Consider the following 18006-nt stretch of genomic DNA (forward strand, 5'->3'; position numbering starts at 1 on the left):
CTCATAAATCACCGAATTGTGTTCAATGCATCACGACTGGTTGCTGCGCCATGCCGGCGAAGCGCTCCAGATAGGCATCGAATTCCTCGACGCTGGGTGAGGTCTCGATCAAGGCCTCGACACCTTCCTTGAAGGATTCGGCCAATGCACCTTCGATGAACAGTTCCTTGCGGGCGAACTTGTCCACGATCTCGTAGCCACCCCGTGTCAGGCTGTTGGCGTGGTGCTCCACGGCCAGCGTGACATCGGATGTGGGCAGCTCGATCTGTACGACCGCATAACTGTCCGAGTTGTAAAGCATGTGCATGAACGATACTCCGTGGTCCTTCAGGCTTGCCTTGTAGGTAAGGTCGGTTTGTCAGACCTCAAGCCCATCATGACGTGTCCATCGGTGTCGTCATCCCCCAACTTGAGGGTCGAGCAGACCGCCCTCCTTCAACGCGTGGCTTTGTGCACAAGCACCCCCCTGTTTAAGTGGTGTGCAGCCAGCCCCACCACCACTTCCCAGGGGGATTGGCGTTGGCTATGCCCTGGACTGCAGCAGCATCCCCCTACAGAGGGATATGGCCCATGGCGGAACCCTCTACATTTTTAGTACGTGCTGTCACACGGTTTCAGGGAGAACACAGAACAACATGGGTTGCGCCTTCTGGCGACACCCTGGTAGCGGCTCCAGACAGGTCAGCGTTCAAAAACAAGTTTCAGGGTTTGCGCAGCCCCGCCTTTGTGGCGGGGTTTTTTTTGCCTGGCAAAAACTGCTCAGGCGGGTCGACGCATGACCCGGCGCTTGAGCCAGCGCATCAAGCTGCCCAGGACGGGCAGCTTTTCGTACAGCTCTTCGGCTGCATCCCAATAGTCCCGGTGCTCGCTGATCAGGCCTTGCGCGTCAAACCGCAGTCTGGTGGCGCCGTGGATGGTCTGCCACTCGGGCTGCCCCTTGAAGCGAAACCGGAAGTCCCAGGTCAGAAAGGCCTGCTGCCCCTGCGCCATGCGCTCCTTGACCTGGAAGTGCGGCAACTCGAGCGCCTCGAACATGTGGGCAAAAATGGCTTCGATTTCGACGAGGCCCTGAACCTCGTTGAAGGGGTCCTTGAAGCAGGCCTGGCGCGCATACAACTGCGCCAGCACAGGCAGGTCTTCCTGCTTGAGGTTTTCAAAGAAGGCCACCACGCGTGGCAGGGCCTGCCTGGCCACATCGGCGCCGCCTGGCGACAAGGGCATCACGTTCATCGGGCCATCCATCGGTTCACTCCCCCGTCACGCGGCGCACGGCCGGAAAGTACAGGCAATGAGGCAGGTGCCTCAGCAGCTTGAGCCACAAGGTGAAGCGCCGTGGGAAGTGAATCTCGAAGCGACCCATCTCCCAGCCCGCCACCATCTCACGCGCGGCCTGCTCAGGTGTGAGCAAGGCCGGCATGGTGAAGTCATTGTGCGCGGTCATGGGCGTGGCGACGAAACCCGGGTTGATGACGGACACGCCAATACCCTGCGCATGCAGATCCAGATACAGGGTTTCAGCCATGCTGTTGAGCGCCGCCTTGGTAGGCCCGTAGGCCAGCGCCTTGGGCAAGCCCCGAAAGCCCGCCACACTGGCCACCAGGCTGATGTGGCCACTGCCTTGACACAGCAAGGTGGGCAGCACGGCGTCCAGCACGTGCAGCGCACCGTCATAGTTGATGCGCTGATGTCGCAAGGCTTCAGCCAGATCGAAGTCCTGAGCGCGCATGGGCTTGTAGTGCCCGGCGCAGTACACCACCATGTCGAGCGTACCCGTTCTGGACAATGCCATCACCCGCTCATGGGCCTCGCGCACCGAGGCCATGTCCACCACGTCCAGCGCCACGGCTTCGCTGCCGGGATGCTGCAGGACAAAGGCCCTCAGTGCCACCTCGTTGCGCGCGGACACGATCACCTGGGCGCCCAGTTCGTGCAGGCGCGCTGCGGTGGCGCGACCGATGCCTGTTGAGGCACCAACGAGCCAAACGGTCTGGCCGGTCCAATGGTGAATGCGGGGGTTCAAGGCCATGATTGCTCGTGTTGGTTCATCGCGTTTTGGTGAAGCTCAAGGTGACCTCACCCAGGGTGAAGCCGAACTTGCTCATCACGGCCTTGTTGAGCATGGTGCGATCGTCCATGAGGTACATCCAGTCGTTGAACTGGACCTCGTAGACCTTGTCGTCCACGGGCAGGCGCAGCGTGTAATGCCAGTTCAAGGCGTTGCCGGCCGACTCCCCTTGTGCATCGCCCACGACATCATCGGCACGGCCACGCCAGCGACCGCCACCCAGGTCCGTGAGGTGCCAGACACGCCTTTGCCTGCCGCCATCGCTGTAGAGGAAGTCTTCTTCCAGGACGCCCTCGGCGCCTTGCCAACGCCCCACCAGCTTCACCGTGAAACGCTTGACCACACGCCCGGATCGGTCGGTGAACAAGCCATGCGCGGTCAACTCGCCATTGAAGTAGCTGCGCAGATCCAGCTTCGGCTGAGCCTGGGCATAGTCAGCTGGTACCGGGCCATTGGCGCAACCCAGCAGGGACAGGGAGATGGCCATCGCTGCCACGCGCCAGCCACGCGAAAAAGAAATCGTCATGGACATCAACTCCAGGCTCGCTGATGCCGCCAGCACCAGCACAGCACCAGAGACATCAATTTGAAAACACAGGGCACGGCGCCATAGACCATCGTCAGAGACAGCAAGGCACTGGCGTCGGTCTCGCCCGGCGCGTAGCCCAGCCACTGCAAGGCCGGCAATGCCAGGCCCGCCGCCAGGGCCAGGTTGAGCTTGGTCGCCCATTGCCACCAGCCCGCATAGGCCCCCTCTGCCTGCCTGGCGTGGCCTTCGTGTTGAAGCACGGCGGTGAGCATGGTGGCCGGGGCTGTCAGGTCGGCCCCCAGGGCCCAACCGCTGCACATGCAGATCAGGAGATAGGGCAGCACATCGCCCGCCCCCAAGGCCATGACACCGGCGAAACTCAGGACGCTGAGCACCATCCCTGCACACCATGTGCGCGCGGCACCCCAGCGGGCCATGCACTTGAGCCAGAACGGCACGCTCAGGGCCGCCATCAGGAAGTAGCTGGCCAGAAAAACGGCGGTCCACATCGGCGCCTGCAGCCGATCACGGATGAAGAACAGGACCAGCGTGGCGGGCATGGCACTGGCCACGCCATTGAGCAGAAACAGCGAGAGCAAACGGCGGAAGGGCTGACCGCGCCAGGGCAAGGTCCAGGTTCGATGGCCTGCTGCCTCTGGCGAGGCAAGGCCAACAGCCTCATCCGGACGCGGCCCCGACACCAGGGCCCCTGCACCCAGAAGCAGCGTGAGCAGCAACACCAGCGCCGTCCAGCCCGGGCCAGCCTGCACGGCCACCACATTGGCCAGCACCACACCGATCACGCCAAAGCCCTCGCGCCAGGCCACGAGCCGCGATCGCTGTATCAGGGCTCCGCCCAGCCGGCTGCCCCAGGCGAGATGCAGGACGCTGCCAAAGCTGTAGGCGCCGAAGGTCACCAGCAGGCTCAGCGCGCACCACCACAGCAAGGCCGACTGGCTCGACCTGGGTGGAAAGAACAGGGCCGTGAAACCGATGGTCAGCATCATCGCCATCACCCACACCCAGGCCAGCGCCCGTTGTGGTCGGCTCAACAGGCGATCGATCCAGCGTCCGATGAGCGGGTCGACGAACGCATCCATCAAGCGCGTCAGCAACAGCAAGCCCCCCAGCAGGCCCAAGGGCACACCCAGCACCTGCGCATAGTGGGCAGGCAGCACCACATACAGCGGCATCGCCACAAAGGCCAGTGGCAGACCCAGCAAGCCATAGCGGGCACTCTGCGCGTGGGACAGGGTGAGGCTGGGCGTCATGGCACGGGCGGGCTGAGCAGGCAATCAGGCAGGCTTGCGCAAGGTGTACTGCACGACGTTGGTGTTGCCCATGTCGAACGCCGCTTCGCAGTAGCCAAGGTAGAACTCCCAGATGCGCTGGAAGCGTTCGTCAAAGCCCAGCCCTTGCACCTGCTGGATGTGACGGTGGAAATCTGCGCGCCAGCGACGCAGGGTCTCGGCATAGTCCGGCCCGAAGGCCATCGCGTTGACCACTTCCAGCCCGGCCTTGGCGGCCTCGGCGCGGAAGGCCTTGTCGCTGGGCAGCAAGCCACCAGGGAAGATGTACTGCTGGATGAAGTCAGTGGACTTCACATAGCGATCGAACAGATCATCGTGAATGGTGATGGTCTGCAGGCAGGCACGCCCACCGGGCTTGAGGCAGCGTTTGAGCGTGCTGAAGTAACCGGCCCAATATTCGCGACCGACAGCCTCGAACATCTCGATGGACACGATGGCGTCGAAAGGCTGGTCCTGGATGTCACGGTAGTCCTGCAGGCGCAGATCGGCCTGACGGGCCAGACCCGCCTTGGCCAGGCGCGCCTGTGCCCATTGCAGCTGCTCGGTCGACAAGGTCACCCCGGTGACATGGGCGGCGTGCTCCGCCGCAGCGATCTCGGCCAGCCCGCCCCAGCCGCATCCGATTTCCAGCACGCGCTGACCCGGCTTGTCGGCCGTGACGCCCGCCTCCACCAGCGCGCGTTTGACCTTGGCGCGCTGCGCCTGCGCCATGTCCCGGCTGTGATCACCTTCGAACCAGGCGCTGGAATAGCTCATGGTCGGGTCCAGCCAGAGGCGGTAGAAGTCATTGCCCAGGTCGTAGTGGGCCTGGATGTTCTTGCGGCTGTTGGCCTTGGAGTTGTGATTGAGCAGGTGGCGAACCCGGTAGACCAGCCGGCCCAGCCAGTGGCCATAGATGGCTTTCTCGATCTGGTCCCGGTTGGCGATGAAGAGCTTGAGCAGGGCCGTGAGGTCTGACGTGCTCCAGTCACCATGGATGTAGCCCTCGGCAAAGCCGATGTCACCCGATTTCATGGCCGCCGCGCACACACGCCAGTTGTGCAGATGCAGCGAGGCCCGAGGCGCAGGCACGCCACTCTCGGGCGCATGGCCGAAACGCGCCGTGCTGCCGTCGGGGAACTGCACGTCCAGCGAGCCGACCTGCAAACGCTGCAGCAATCGCAGGGCCATGCGGGCCGATGCAGGCGCTTCCTGCGGCAGGCGGAAGCTGGCAGATGAGGAGGATGCCGAGATCGTCATGCGGTTCATGATGTGCTGCGGGTGTGAGAGCCGGTGGCAAACCGGGAAGGCGGCTCAGGCTTGCTGAAAAACGGCACGCGCTTGAGCCATAACTGAAGTGCCTGCCAATGGATGCGGGCCACGACCCCGAAGGTCATCAAAGGCCAGCCCCATATGGCACGGCGCACGCTGTGTGCGTTCAATTCATGCAATACGCCGTTGATGGCGGTCTGGATCAAAGGGCCCTGGCCGTCGTCGTGGTCGACACGGGCAATCAGACGATCTGCCGTGCGCATGAAGCGGAATCGGTAGCCGCCACGGGCCTCGCAGAAGGGAGAGACATGGAAGACCTTGTCAGCCGACATCTCCCGGCCCCAGCCCAGCTGCGCGCCGCCCAGCAGGTAGCAGTGGCGCTCGCCGAAGGTGTTGTTCACCTCCACGACGATGGCATGCAAGACCCCGTCAGGCCGGTGCACGTACCAGAAGCTCACGGGCTTGAAGGTGTAGCCCAGCACGCGCGGATAGGTCTGTAGCCAGACCTCGCCCTGCGTCAGGTCGTCATGCCACAGGCCTTCGTCCTTCAGCAGACCATCCAGCCAGCTCAGCGCATCCGGCCCGCCAGCGCCATGGTCGGCGTCATGAAAGCTCAACCAGGCGCGCTGATTGCGGCGCACGGACGCTTGGGCCTGTTGGCGCAGCGCCCGCATGGGCAGCAACCAGAAATAGCTGCCATAGCGGAAGGCATGCCTGGCAGGCCGCAGGCGCGCATGGCGCACCTCGCCAAAGCCAATCATGGCCTTGCCAGACGGAAGGCCCGTGCTCATGCCGCCTTCTCCTGAGGCACATGGCCACCATGCGCATGCAGGTAGTCGCTGGCGAGATCGGCTGCATCATCCGGCAGCAGGACACCGTCTCGGGCCAGCAGGCCCGATGCCGCGGCCAGCCCGGATTTGAGCCCATCCTCGTGGAAGCCATAGCCGGCCCAAGCCCCGGCAAACCAGATGTGGCGACGCCCTTGCACGGTGTGCAGGCGCCCCTGGGCTTCGATGGCCGCCTGATCGAACACAGGGTGCGCGTAATCGAATGTGCCCAGCACCTGATCGGGTGCAGGCTCTCGCAAAGGGTTGAGCGACACGACCACAGGCTGGGCCCACGGCACGGGTTGCAGCTTGTTGATCAGGTAGTGCAGGCACACAGCCCGGTCTTCCTGATCCGGGTGGGCCGCACGCTCGTAGTTCCACGCGGCCCAGGCCCGCTTGTTGGAGGGCAGCAGGCTCGCATCCGTGTGCAGCACCGCACGGTTGCCGTGATAGCGGATGGCACCCAGCACGGACCGCTCGCCCTCTGTCGCGCCTGCGCCCAGCATGGCCAGGGCCTGATCGGAATGCGTGGCCAGGACGACGTCATCAAAGCGCTCCGAGCCAGCTTCGGTGTGCACCATCACACCGGCATGGCCCGCATCACCCAAGGGAATCAGGCTGCTGACCGGCGTGTTCAGGCGCACGTCGGGCAAGGCCGCCAGCAAGCGCTGCACGTACTCCCGCGAGCCGCCCGCCACCGTGAACCATTGCGGGCGATTCGTCACCTGCAGCAGCCCGTGGTTGTGGCAGAAGCGGATCAAGGTGGCAATGGGAAAGCGCATCATCTGCTGCACCGGGCAGGACCAGATGCAAGCCACCATGGGCAGGAGGTAGCCCTCCCTGAAGGCATCACCAAAGCGATGACGCGCCAGGAAATCGGCGATGGGTTCGCGCAACTGCGACTCGCTGCCACGCAGGGCCAGGTCCGTGGTCACCCGATTGAAGCGCATCAGGTCGGCCAACATGCCCCAGAAGGCAGGCGACAACAGGTTGCGACGCTGTGCAAACACCGTGTTGAGATCCGAGCCGCACCACTGCAGACCAGGCCGCAAACCCGCCAGTTGCGTCGCACGCTCCGGCACCTGAACCGAAAAGGACATGTCCGACTTCGCAACCGGCACATTGAGTTGCGCAAACAGGCGAATCAGATGCGGGTAGGTGCGCTCGTTGAACACGAGGAAGCCCGTGTCCACGCCGTGCGTCACCAGACGCCCTTGCGCGTCCGGCAGGGTCACGTCCACCGTGTTGGCGTGCCCGCCGAAGTGGGCGCCCGCCTCGAACAGCGTCACCTGGCGCTCGCCTGGCGCCGTGGCCAGACGCCACGCTGCCCCGAGGCCAGCGATGCCCGCTCCGATCACGGCGATGCGTTTCATGCGCGACTCCTGTCAGGGGCCGCCCGCATGACTTGAACGAGGCATCAAAGCCCCTTCAAACACAGTGCAAACAGCCGGTCAGATCAAAAAATACCGTACAGTTCACACTGTAACTCATCAGTCACTTTTTTGCAGCGAGTTGTTTTTCTATGTCCTCAATGAGCTCACGGTCATCTGGCGAGGTCATGCTGCTGTAGGCCTTGACCGCCTGGCCATCGCGCCCGATCAGGTACTTGTAGAAGTTCCATTTCGGGCGGGTACCGGTGGCCTTGCGCAGTTCGGCATGCAGTGGATTGGCCTCATCGCCCACCACATGCGACTTGGCAAACATCGGGAACTTCACTCCGTAGGTATTGGCGCAGAACTCGGCGATTTCCTTGGCCGTGCCGGGCTCCTGGCTGCCAAAGTCGTTGGAAGGAAAGCCCAGCACGACCAGCCCCTTGTCCTTGTAACGGCCATACAACTCTTCCAGGCCCTTGTACTGCTTGGTGAAACCGCAGTAACTGGCTGTGTTCACCACCAGCAGGACCTGGCCACTGTACTGACAAAGAGACTGAGGTTTTTCGTCCTGAAGGCGCGGGAAGGTCTTGTTGAGCAAAGCAGGGCAGTTGCCCTCTGACGCCGCATGGGCCGACCAGGGCATGACGCCAGCCATCAACGCCAATGCGCCCGACAGGGTCAAAGAACGGAGGGAAGACAAGGATGCGAATGACATGAGACAAGCTCTCAAGGTTGAATCGGACATGAATGCACGAAGCACGTGCCCCCAGTGTGCACCGAAGACCATATCCGGTCTGCGGACAAGGCTGCTGCACGCGTACTTGCCAATACCCCTGCCTGATGTCAGCCTGTCACAGCTTTGTCGACAAGCGTACTTTTGTCCGTCACGAATCTGATTTAGCCTGTTGCCGCGCACCCTATGGAGAACGTCATGCTTTACCCCGAACTGTTCAAGCAACTCGAATCCGTCCGCTGGAACATGGACACCGACATCCCATGGGACCGCTTTGATGCCAGCAAGCTCAGCGACGAGCAGGCGCAGACCATCAAGATGAACGCCATCACCGAGTGGGCAGCCCTGCCCGCGACGGAGATGTTCCTGCGCGACAACCGCGAAGACAGCGACTTCTGCGCCTTCATGAGCGTGTGGTTCTTTGAGGAGCAGAAGCACTCGCTGGTGATGATGGAGTACCTGCGCCGTTTCCGCCCGGACCTGGTCCCCACTGAAGCAGAACTGCATGAAGTGCGCTTCGAGTTCGACCCGGCCCCGGCACTGGAAACGCTGATGCTGCACTTCTGCGGTGAGGTGCGCCTGCACCACTGGTATCGCCGCGCAGCCGAATGGCACACCGAGCCGGTGATCAAGGCCATTTACGAAACCTTGTCTCGTGACGAGGCTCGCCACGGCGGCGCCTACCTGCGCTACATGAAGAAAGCACTCAACCGCTTTGGCGACGAGGCCCGTGCGGCCTTCAGCAAGGTGGGCGTGTTGATGGCCAGTGCACGGCGCACAGCCCAGGCGCTGCACCCGACCAATCTGCATGTGAGCACGAAACTCTTTCCGCGCGACACCATTCAATCTCGTCTGCCGGACCCCGAGTGGCTGGAAAACTGGCTGGACAAGCAGATCCAGTTTGATGCAGTCTGGGAAGGCAAGGTGGTCGAGCGCATCCTGCACAATCTGGGATCACTGATGGATCGCAGCTTCGCCAGCGTGCAAGAGCTCAATCGCTTCCGCAAAGAAATGGCGCGGGCGCTGGAGGCCCAGGTGCATCCCGCAGAGGCCGCGCCGCAAGCACGTGCAGCCTGAAAAAATACGGGCCTGGCGCCAACTGCTCACCAGGCCCGTACCAGTCTGACCCCCCGGTCAGCTTCACAAAACGTCGATCACCCACTCAGGCAACTTGCGTCCAGGGTTGCACCTGGGCCTGGCCTTCAAACAGCGGGTGAGCTTGCGCTTCCGCCAAAGTCAGCACCGGCGTCACACAGGCATCCGCCTGCTCGAATCGTTCGGCCCAATACGCCATCGGCTGGGATGCCACCAAGGCAGCCACTTCCTTGCGCAACTCGGCGCAATCGGCCGAACCAGGCATCTGCCCACGCTGCCAGTGGCGGTTCACCCAGTCAGGCCGCTCGAACACCTCGCACGCGGCCTTCCAGAACTTGAACTCCAGCGAGCCCACAGCCAGGTGGCGACCATCGGCCGTGGCATACAGGTTGTAGCAAGGCAGAACGCCATTGAGCATGTCCTGCCCGGCACCCGGCATGCGGCCACCCAGCATCGGTGCCAGCAAGGCCCCGGTGGACTTGGGCATCACCAGATGCGTGTGCAGGCCATGGGTCATGCTCACATCGATGTGACGGCCCTTGCCGCGCTTGCCGGCGTCGTACACGGCAGACAGGATGGCGATGCAGGCCATGGAAGAGCCTGCGGCCAGATCACCCCATTGCACATTGGACATCGCCAGCTCGCCGGTCGTGGCACGCACCTGATCGAGCACGCCCGACACCGCCATGAAGTTGATGTCATGGCCGGCACGCTGGGCCCAGGGCCCTTGTTGCCCATAGCCCGTGATCGAGACCATGACCAGCTTCGGGTTGAGCACCTTGAGCGCATCCCAATCCAGGCCCATGGCCTTGAGCACGCCGGGGCGGAAGCTGTCGACCATCACATCGGCGGTGGCGATCCAGTCGCGCAACTGAGTGAGTTCAGCCGCGTTCTTGAAATCGATCTTGCGGCATTCCTTGCCGTGATTGAGCGCCTCGAACAAGGTGCCCAGCGGGCGAGCGGGGTCGCCTTCCGGCGGCTCCACCTTGATGATCTCGGCACCCAGATCGGCCAGCATGCGCGTGCCGAAAGGCCCTGGCAGGTTGCGCGTGAGGTCGATCACGCGCAGGCCTGACAGGAGGCCGGACAGGGGTCCAGCCTCAGTGCTCACAGCTTGTCCTCGAAGCGACCACCTTCAGCCGCTTGCTTGACGACGATGGCAGCGGGCTCAAAGCGAGGGCCGTAGGCCTTGGCCAGCTCACGCGAACGCTCGACGAACTTCTTCGCACCCACGGCATTGATGAACTGCAACGCACCACCCTGGTTGGGTGCGAAGCCCCAGCCGAAGATCGAGCCGATGTTGGTATCAGCCACGGAGCGCACCACGTTTTCCTCGTAGCAACGCGCAGCTTCATTGGCCTGGGCGTACAACATGCGATCGACCAGTTCCTGCTGCGAAGGCTGCACGGCCTTGGGTGGGTAGACCTCGGTCAGGCCTGCCCACAGGGTCTTTTCCTTGCCGTTGTAGTCGTAGAAGCCCTTGGAGGCCTTCTTGCCGATGCGGTTGTGCTCGCCACCGATCTTCTGCACCACGGCAAAGCCAGGGTGCACGGGCATGGTCACGCCTTCGGCTTCCAGATCCTTGCGGGTCTGCTCGGCGATGTGCAGCGACAGGCTCAGCGAGACTTCATCCTGCAGGGCCAGAGGCGGCATGGGCATGCCCGCCTTCATGCCGGCGACTTCCACCGAGCGTGGGTGCACGCCCTCGCCCAGCATGGCCATGCCTTCCATGATGTAGGTCGTGAACACGCGCGAGGTGTAGAAGCCGCGCTTGTCGTTGACGACGATCGGGGTCTTGCCGATCTGCAGCACGTAGTCGAAGCCACGGGCCAGCGTTTCATCCGAGGTTTCCTTGCCCACGATGATCTCGACCAGGGGCATCTTGTCCACGGGCGAGAAGAAGTGCAGGCCCAGGAAGTTGGCCGGACGCGAGCTGGCCTTGGCCAGACCGGTGATGGGCAGCGTCGAGGTGTTCGAAGCGTACACGGCGGTGGCAGGGATCACGGCCTCGGACTTCTGCGTGCAGACAGCCTTGATCTCGCGGTCTTCGAACACGGCTTCGATCACGAGGTCACAGCCTTCCAGGTCGTCATATGACGTGGTGGGCTTGATGCGGGCCAGCAGGGCATCACGCTTGTCGGGCGTGCTGCGGCCACGGGCCACGGCCTTGTCCAGGATGCCTTGCGAGTAGGCCTTGCCCTTCTCGGCGTTCTCGATCGTGGTGTCCAGCAGCACGACATCGATGCCGACCTTGGCCGACACGTAGGCAATGCCTGCGCCCATCATGCCGGCGCCCAGCACGCCCAGCTTCTTGACCTTGGATTCAGCCGGGCCCTTGGGACGCGACTGGCCCTTCTTGATGGCGTTCAATTGATGCCACAAGGTGTTGATCATGTTCTTGCTGGTCTGCGACACGACGCAGGCAGCGAAGTAACGCGACTCCACTTGCGAGGCGGCATCGAAGTCCAGCAGGCAGCCTTCGAACAGGCAGGACATGATGTGCGTGAGCGCGGGGTAATTGCCGTGCGCCTTGGCATTGGCCATCGACGGGGCAATCGCCAGCACCTGCACCACGGCCGGGCTCTTGCTGTCGCCACCGGGAATGCGGAAGCCCTTGGTGTCCCAGGGTGCCGAGGGCTTGGGGTTGGCCGCGCACCAGGCCTTGGCCTTGGCCAGCAGCTCGTCGCGGTTGGCGGCCAGATCGGTGATCAGGCCCATTTCCTTGGCCTTGGCAGCGGTCAGCTCCTTGCCTTGGGTGATCAGGTCCATGGCCTTCTGGATGCCGATCAGGCGAGGCACACGTTGCGTGCCGCCGCCGCCGGGCAGCAGGCCCAGCTTGACTTCAGGCAGGCCGAACTTGGCCTTGGGATCGTCCAGGGCGATACGGGCGTGGCAGGCCAGGGCCAGCTCCAGGCCACCGCCGAGTGCCGTGCCGTTCAGCGCGGCAACCACGGGCTTGCCGCACTTTTCCATGCGGCGCATCATGCCCTTGAGGTCTTCGCACAGCTTGAAGGCTTCTTCAGCGCTGGTGATCTGCGTGAGCTGGTCGATGTCGGCGCCCACGATGAAGGTGGACTTGCCGGAAGTGATGACCAGGCCCTTGAGGGACGCGTCGGTTTCCAGCTTGTTGACCAGCTCGGCAAACGGTGCCACCAACGTAGGGTTGAGCACGTTCATGGCCCGGCCGGGCATGTCGATGGTGACGAGGCCGATGCCGTTGGCATCGACGTCAAAGGTGAAGGCTTGTTGAGTCATTTGAGTGGCCTCCTGATCAGACGCGTTCGATGATGGTGGCGATGCCCATGCCGGCACCGATACACAGGGTGGCCAAAGCGGTGGCCTTGCCGGTGCGCTCCAGCTCGTCCAGGGCCGTGCCCAGGATGATGGCGCCCGTGGCACCCAGGGGGTGGCCCATGGCGATGGCGCCGCCGTTGACGTTCACACGGTCCAGCGACACGCCCAGGTCCTTGGCGGTCTTCATGGGCACGGTGGCGAAGGCTTCGTTGATTTCCCACAGGTCGATGTCGCCTGCGGTCATGCCCAGCTTGTTGAGCGCCTTCTGGCAGGCCGGTGTCGGACCGGTCAGCATGATGGTGGGCTCCGAACCAATCACCGCGCACATGCGCACCTTGGCGCGGGGCTTGAGGCCCGCCTTGATGCCGGCTTCCTTGCTGCCCAGCAGCACCAGGGCTGCACCGTCCACGATGCCCGACGAGTTGCCGGCGTGGTGAGCGTGGAGGATCTTCTCGATGGTGGTGTACTTGTCCAGTGCGGTGGCGTCAAAGCCCATGGTGCCCATCATCTCGAACGAGGGCATCAGCTTGGACAGCGTCTCGACCGAGGTACCGGGGCGCACGGTTTCATCACGGTCCAGCATCACCATGCCGTTGATGTCCTTCACGGGCACCACGGACTTGGCAAAGCGGCCTTCGGCTTGTGCCACAGCCGCACGGCGGTGCGACTCGGCCGCGAACGCGTCCAGATCGGTACGGCTGAAGCCTTCCAGCGTGGCGATCAGGTCGGCGCTGATGCCTTGGGGCACGAAAGCGGTGCCGCTGTTGATGCGTGGGTCCATGACCCAGGCGCCGCCGTCAGAGCCCATGGGCCAGCGGCTCATGGATTCCACGCCACCGGCCACGATCATGTCTTCCATGCCCGAGCCAATGCGCTGTGCCGCCTGGTTGATGGCTTCCAGACCGGAAGCGCAGAAACGCGAGAGCGTCACACCCGACACGGACTGGGCCCAGCCGGCGTCCAGGATGGCCGTGCGTGCGATGTCGGCACCTTGCTCACCCACGGGCGTCACGCAACCCAGCACCAGGTCGTCGACCAGCGAGGTGTCCAGGTTGTTGCGGCTTTGCAGCGCCTGCAGCAGCGTGCGCAGCAGCCACACTGGCGTGGCCTGGTGCAGGCTGCCGTCTTTCTTGCCCTTGCCGCGCGGGGTGCGCACGGTATCGAAAATGTAGGCTTCGGTCATGGAAGCTCCTCGGTATGTTGAAGTTGGTTTGTTATGGCTGAAGGCAGATCACAAGAAACGACTTGCGAGTTCTTTCATGATTTCGTTGGTGCCGCCATAGATGCGCTGCACGCGCGAATCGGCCCACAGGCGGGCAATCGGGTACTCCTTCATGTAGCCATAGCCACCGAAGAGCTGCAGGCATTCGTCGATCAGCTTGCACTGGTTGTCGGTGATCCAGTACTTGATCAGTGCCGCGCGGTCCACGCCCAGTTCGCCCTTGAGGTGCGAGACCATGGCCGCATCGACCAGCGCACGCGAAGCCAGCAGCAGCGCCTGGCATTCAGCCAGCTTGAAGCGGGTGTTCTGGAACGAGAAGATGGGCTTGCCGAAAGCCTTGCGCTCCTTCGTGTACTCGAGCGTGACCTTCATGGCGTATTCCATGGCGGCGATACCGGCCAGGGCCACCAGCATGCGCTCCTGGGGCAGCTCCTGCATCAGCTGGAAGAAGCCCATGCCTTCGTTCTCGCCGATCAGGTTGTGCTTGCTCACCACCACGTCGTCGAAGAACAGCTCGGAGGTGTCTTGCGCCTCCATGCCGATCTTGTCGAGGTTGCGGCCACGGCGGAAGCCGGGGGCCTCATCGGTTTCGACCACGAACAGGGAGATGCCTTGCGCGCCCTTGTCCTTGTCGGTCTTGCACACCACGATGATCAGATTGGCCAGTTGACCATTGGTGATGAAGGTCTTGCTGCCGTTGATCTTGTAGGTCTGGCCGTCTTCCGACTTCAGGGCCAATGTGCGCACGCCTTGCAGATCGGAGCCGGTGCCCGGTTCGGTCATGGCGATGGCGCCGATGAACTCACCCGTGGCCAGCTTGGGCAACCAGCGCTTCTTTTGCTCTTCCGTGCCGTAATGCAGGATGTAAGGGGCCACGATGCCCGAGTGCAGCGAGCCACCAAAGCCACCGATGCCGGCTTCGCCCTGGGCCAGCACGAGGGCGGCTTCGTGACCGAAGTCGCCGCCGCCACCACCGTATTGCTCAGGCATCGAGGCGCACAGGAAGCCGTTGGCACCGGCATCTTCCCAGGCCTGGCGGTCCATCATGCCCTGGGCGCGCCAGGCTTCATCCTTGGGCTGCCACTGCTCGGTCATGAAGCGTTTGGCAGAGTCGAACACCATCTGGTGCTCTTCGGTCATCCATGCGGGGGCGAAATTCTGAATAGCCATTTGGCGATGTCTCCTCGATACCTACAAAACGACGACTGCGTCACACCTCATGGCTTTTTCCAATCGGTAATTTGAATTACCGTCAGTAGAAACCCGCGGAACGGGCATCCAGAGCGACAGGTTCAGGGCTTTTGTCGCCCTTGCACCCTCTACGAGATGACGCATGCGTCAACCAGCGAATCTTGGCGTCACGCCGGTCAGTTGGCAAGCAGATTTGGTCAAATGGCGCCATCTGGCCCGCATTTGGTAATATGGATTTCCATAACGGAATGTCCGCATCTCTTGTCGGTTCGCCATGCCCTCCTCTACCGCCCGCACCCGCCAGCCCAGCACCGTCGACGACCGCCGCGCGGCACTCAGCACCATGCGTGCCGACACGCTCAACCGCATCGAAAAGGCCGTGCTGGAGCTGTTCTCGAACCAGGACTTCCACGAAGTGAGCCTGCTGGATGTGGCCAAGGCGGCCAACGTGTCCCTGCAGACGATCTACAAATACTTCGGCAGCAAGGAGGTGCTGGTCTACGCCATGCTGGACGTGATGCTGGGCCGCCTGGCCGAGCGCATGCTGGATCACCTCCAGGGCATTGACGATGCGCGTGAGCGCCTGCGCAAGACCTTCTGGGTCACGCTGGATTACATGGACAAGCACCCCGCCGTGATGATGTTGCTGTTCACCGCCGTACCCGTATCCAAGCACAAGAACATCCGCATCTATGAAAGCCCGGAGCTGATGACCGCCTTCCTGGGCGTGTTCAAGGATGGTCAGGCGCGGGGCGTGCTCAACAAGCAGGTCTCCCACAAGATCCTGCTGGACGTGTTCATGGGCATCATCGGCCGCGTGGTGCTGATGCACATCGTGCGTGGCGAAAAGCGCCCGCTGATCGACCAGTTCGACGAACTGTTCCATATCCTGTGGCGGGCCATGTCGGCGGATTGAGCCCGTGCGGGCCTGCCTTGCTGGATTACCCCAGGCCATGGCCACACAAGCTTGCAGGGGCTAACCCGCACACCTGCGTGCCAGCGCAAAAACGCCGCATCCCGGCGGAAGTCTGCCCTTCCCATCTTTCGAATACTGAACGCTAGCCGGTATCTGAATGCAGTTGCACGAACTTGCTTCGCCTGCATCAGCCGCCGCCGAATCCGTTCACCAATTTCAAGGAAAGATGCGCATGTCATTCAAGTTCAACGCTTTCACCCTCGCCACCCTCGCAGGCCTGAGCCTGACCGGGCTTGCAGGCACCGCCCTCGCCCAGGTGGCCTACCCCACGGCCAGCGCCTCGGTTCAGCCGGTCAACGATCCGTTCTACGTTCCCCCCACCACCTATGCACTGGCTGCCAAACAACCCGGCACCGTGCTGCGCTACCGCGCCATCCCCAACACGACCTACTCGGCCCGTGTCAGCCAGGCCTATCAGTTGATGTTCCGCACCACGGATGGCCGCGGAGTGCCCACGGCGGCCGTCACCACCTTGCTGATCCCCAAGACGGCACCGGCCAGCGCTCGCAAGCTGCTGTCGTACCAGGCCATGTACGACAGCCTGCAACTCAACTGCACGCCATCGAACCTGACTGTCAACGGCAAGCTGTTCGAGAAGAGCTATGTGAACAAGGCCTTGGATGCGGGCGTGCTGGTCGTGCTGACCGACTACGAAGGGCTGCAATCCCAGTGGGTTGCGGGCATGAACACGGCCCACGGCGTTCTGGATGGCATCCGCGCGGCCCAAAAATTCAGCAAGAGCGGCCTCAACAGCAGCTCGCCCGTTGGCCTGATGGGCTACTCGGGCGGGGGCCATGCCACAGCCTGGGCCAATGAGGTTCAACCGGAATACGCGCCAGAGGTGAACCTGGTCGGCGTGGCCATGGGTGGCCTGCCGGTGAACCCCAGGAACGCAGCCGAGAAGGTGGATGGCGGCCTGTTCGCAGCCATGTACTTCGGCGCGGTCGTGGGCATGTCCCGCGCCTATCCTGAGCTGAACCTCATGGACTATGTCACCGCCGATGGCGCGGCCATGGTCAAGGACATCAGCGGCCGCTGCCTGATGGGAACCGTCGAAGGCCAACCCGAGATGCTCACGCCTTACATGTTCAAGAAGAGCAGCAAGTACTGGAAGTCTCCTGACTTCCTGAACCTGCCCGAGATCAAGCGCATCATCGACGAGAACACCATGGGTTCCCGCATGCCCAAGGCCCCGATGTACATCTATGAAGGTGTGCTGGACGAGGTCATGCCGATTGCCGATGTCGACGCCCTGGTCAAGCGCTACTGTGCCGCCGGTTTGAGCGTGGACTACAACCGTATTGCCACAGGCGACCATCTGTTCCTGGCGACCTCGCCCGCCAAGGGCATGGACTTCGTGCTCGATCGACTGAACGGCAAGCCTGCAAGCAGCAACTGCCAGTAAGGCCATGCGGCCCTGGAAGGGGCCCCATCCGGCAAGATCTGGCATCAGACTGTTTTACAGTCCCAATACGCCAAGTGGATGCCAGGAGGGCCCTTCCAGATGCAATGCATGATCTGCCAATCCGGCATGCAGTACTTCTTCAGCAAGCAGTTCGACCAGTTCGATCTGGGCAAGGTGGACTACTGGCAGTGCGGTGCCTGTGGCTTTGCGGCCTCGAAAACCCATCTGGAGATGAGCGAGGAACGCTGGGCCAGGCTCAACAACGACTTCCATTCACAGACGCACTACACGGAAGACAACCCCTACAACCGCAACCAGCGCTACTTCAACCAGGCGCTGATGCTGTCCTTGATGCGCAAGCAAGGGCTGCTGGCGGCACAGGACAACTGGCTGGACTGGGGCTGTGGCGTGGGCGCCGTGTCGAAGTTGCTGCGCGATTACTTCGGCGTGCACCTGGGTACTTACGACAAATTCTTCACACCCGAGGTCAACGCCATCGCCGAGGCCGATCTGCGCCCGCGCGCTTTCGAGCTGGTGCTGAACACGGCGGTCTTCGAGCATGTCCGAGATCGCGCCACGCTGGACGAGATCGAGTCCTGCGTCGCGCCATCAGGCGCTTTCGCCATCCACACCCTGGTGCCCGAGAACGTGCCGCAGGATCCCAACTGGATGTACCTGCTGCCCGTGCACTGCGCCTTCCACACCAACCGCAGCATGCAACTGCTGATGGACCAA

17 protein-coding genes are annotated in these 18006 nt (G+C 62.8%); 4 read left to right on the forward strand and 13 right to left on the reverse strand.

The window, feature by feature from the left end; translation table 11 throughout:
* Positions 1-22 precede the first annotated feature (22 nt).
* From VFW93_RS06490 to VFW93_RS06530, 9 genes are all read right to left on the reverse strand, one after another.
* A complete protein-coding gene (locus tag VFW93_RS06490) occupies positions 23-307 on the reverse strand; it encodes a DUF3567 domain-containing protein (RefSeq protein ID WP_290673718.1) in 285 nt (94 codons plus the stop codon).
* A 452-nt stretch (positions 308-759) separates the two neighbouring features.
* Entirely contained in the window at positions 760-1221 is a 462-nt protein-coding gene (locus VFW93_RS06495; protein ID WP_414639606.1) for a nuclear transport factor 2 family protein, read from the reverse strand.
* A gap of 25 nt (positions 1222-1246) precedes the next feature.
* On the reverse strand, positions 1247-2026 hold the full coding sequence (locus VFW93_RS06500; protein WP_329693175.1) for an SDR family NAD(P)-dependent oxidoreductase: 780 nt from the start codon (positions 2024-2026) through the stop codon (positions 1247-1249).
* 16 nt (positions 2027-2042) lie between these two features.
* Positions 2043-2591 (reverse strand): DUF3833 domain-containing protein, encoded by a 549-nt coding sequence (locus VFW93_RS06505; protein ID WP_414639603.1) that lies wholly within the window; start codon positions 2589-2591, stop codon positions 2043-2045.
* Between the two features lie 5 nt (positions 2592-2596).
* Positions 2597-3865: an MFS transporter gene (locus VFW93_RS06510; RefSeq protein ID WP_329693177.1), complete on the reverse strand. Its 1269-nt coding sequence runs from the start codon at positions 3863-3865 to the stop codon at positions 2597-2599.
* Positions 3866-3889: 24 nt separating this feature from the next.
* Positions 3890-5152, reverse strand: a complete 1263-nt coding sequence (locus VFW93_RS06515; RefSeq protein WP_329693178.1) for a cyclopropane-fatty-acyl-phospholipid synthase family protein — start codon at positions 5150-5152, stop codon at positions 3890-3892.
* Positions 5149-5946 (reverse strand): DUF1365 domain-containing protein, encoded by a 798-nt coding sequence (locus tag VFW93_RS06520; protein WP_329693179.1) that lies wholly within the window; start codon positions 5944-5946, stop codon positions 5149-5151. The genes VFW93_RS06515 and VFW93_RS06520 overlap by 4 nt, the downstream gene beginning before the upstream one ends.
* Entirely contained in the window at positions 5943-7355 is a 1413-nt protein-coding gene (locus VFW93_RS06525; protein ID WP_329693180.1) for an NAD(P)/FAD-dependent oxidoreductase, read from the reverse strand. Before VFW93_RS06525 ends, VFW93_RS06520 begins: the two co-directional genes overlap by 4 nt.
* Positions 7356-7476: 121 nt before the next feature.
* Entirely contained in the window at positions 7477-8070 is a 594-nt protein-coding gene (locus VFW93_RS06530; protein ID WP_414639604.1) for a glutathione peroxidase, read from the reverse strand.
* Positions 8071-8286: 216 nt separating this feature from the next.
* Here VFW93_RS06530 and VFW93_RS06535 point away from each other — a divergent pair, with 216 nt between their 5' ends.
* Positions 8287-9165, forward strand: coding sequence for a ferritin-like domain-containing protein (locus VFW93_RS06535; protein WP_329693181.1), 879 nt, complete (start codon positions 8287-8289; stop codon positions 9163-9165).
* Positions 9166-9250: 85 nt separating this feature from the next.
* On the opposite strand, the gene VFW93_RS06540 is transcribed toward VFW93_RS06535, so the two are convergent.
* Genes VFW93_RS06540 through VFW93_RS06555 form a run of 4 tightly spaced genes read right to left on the reverse strand, consistent with a single transcriptional unit; the run spans position 9251 to position 14869 of the window.
* Positions 9251-10294, reverse strand: coding sequence for a CaiB/BaiF CoA-transferase family protein (locus VFW93_RS06540; protein WP_329693182.1), 1044 nt, complete (start codon positions 10292-10294; stop codon positions 9251-9253).
* A complete protein-coding gene (locus VFW93_RS06545) occupies positions 10291-12438 on the reverse strand; it encodes a 3-hydroxyacyl-CoA dehydrogenase NAD-binding domain-containing protein (protein ID WP_329693183.1) in 2148 nt (715 codons plus the stop codon). The genes VFW93_RS06540 and VFW93_RS06545 overlap by 4 nt, the downstream gene beginning before the upstream one ends.
* A 16-nt stretch (positions 12439-12454) precedes the next feature.
* Positions 12455-13660, reverse strand: coding sequence for an acetyl-CoA C-acetyltransferase (locus VFW93_RS06550; RefSeq protein ID WP_329693184.1), 1206 nt, complete (start codon positions 13658-13660; stop codon positions 12455-12457).
* 48 nt (positions 13661-13708) lie between these two features.
* On the reverse strand, positions 13709-14869 hold the full coding sequence (locus tag VFW93_RS06555) for an acyl-CoA dehydrogenase family protein (RefSeq protein WP_329693185.1): 1161 nt from the start codon (positions 14867-14869) through the stop codon (positions 13709-13711).
* Positions 14870-15164: 295 nt separating this feature from the next.
* Between VFW93_RS06555 and VFW93_RS06560 the strand changes: the two genes are divergently transcribed.
* From VFW93_RS06560 to VFW93_RS06570, 3 genes are all read left to right on the forward strand, one after another.
* On the forward strand, positions 15165-15806 hold the full coding sequence (locus tag VFW93_RS06560; RefSeq protein WP_329693186.1) for a TetR/AcrR family transcriptional regulator: 642 nt from the start codon (positions 15165-15167) through the stop codon (positions 15804-15806).
* 232 nt (positions 15807-16038) lie between these two features.
* Entirely contained in the window at positions 16039-17271 is a 1233-nt protein-coding gene (locus tag VFW93_RS06565) for a lipase family protein (RefSeq protein WP_329693187.1), read from the forward strand.
* Between the two features lie 108 nt (positions 17272-17379).
* Positions 17380-18006, forward strand: a 627-nt coding sequence (locus VFW93_RS06570; protein ID WP_329693188.1) for a methyltransferase domain-containing protein, incomplete at its 3' end; no start/stop codon positions are given.

Source organism: Aquabacterium sp. (genome assembly GCF_036279675.1).
Lineage (GTDB): Bacteria > Pseudomonadota > Gammaproteobacteria > Burkholderiales > Burkholderiaceae_C > Aquabacterium.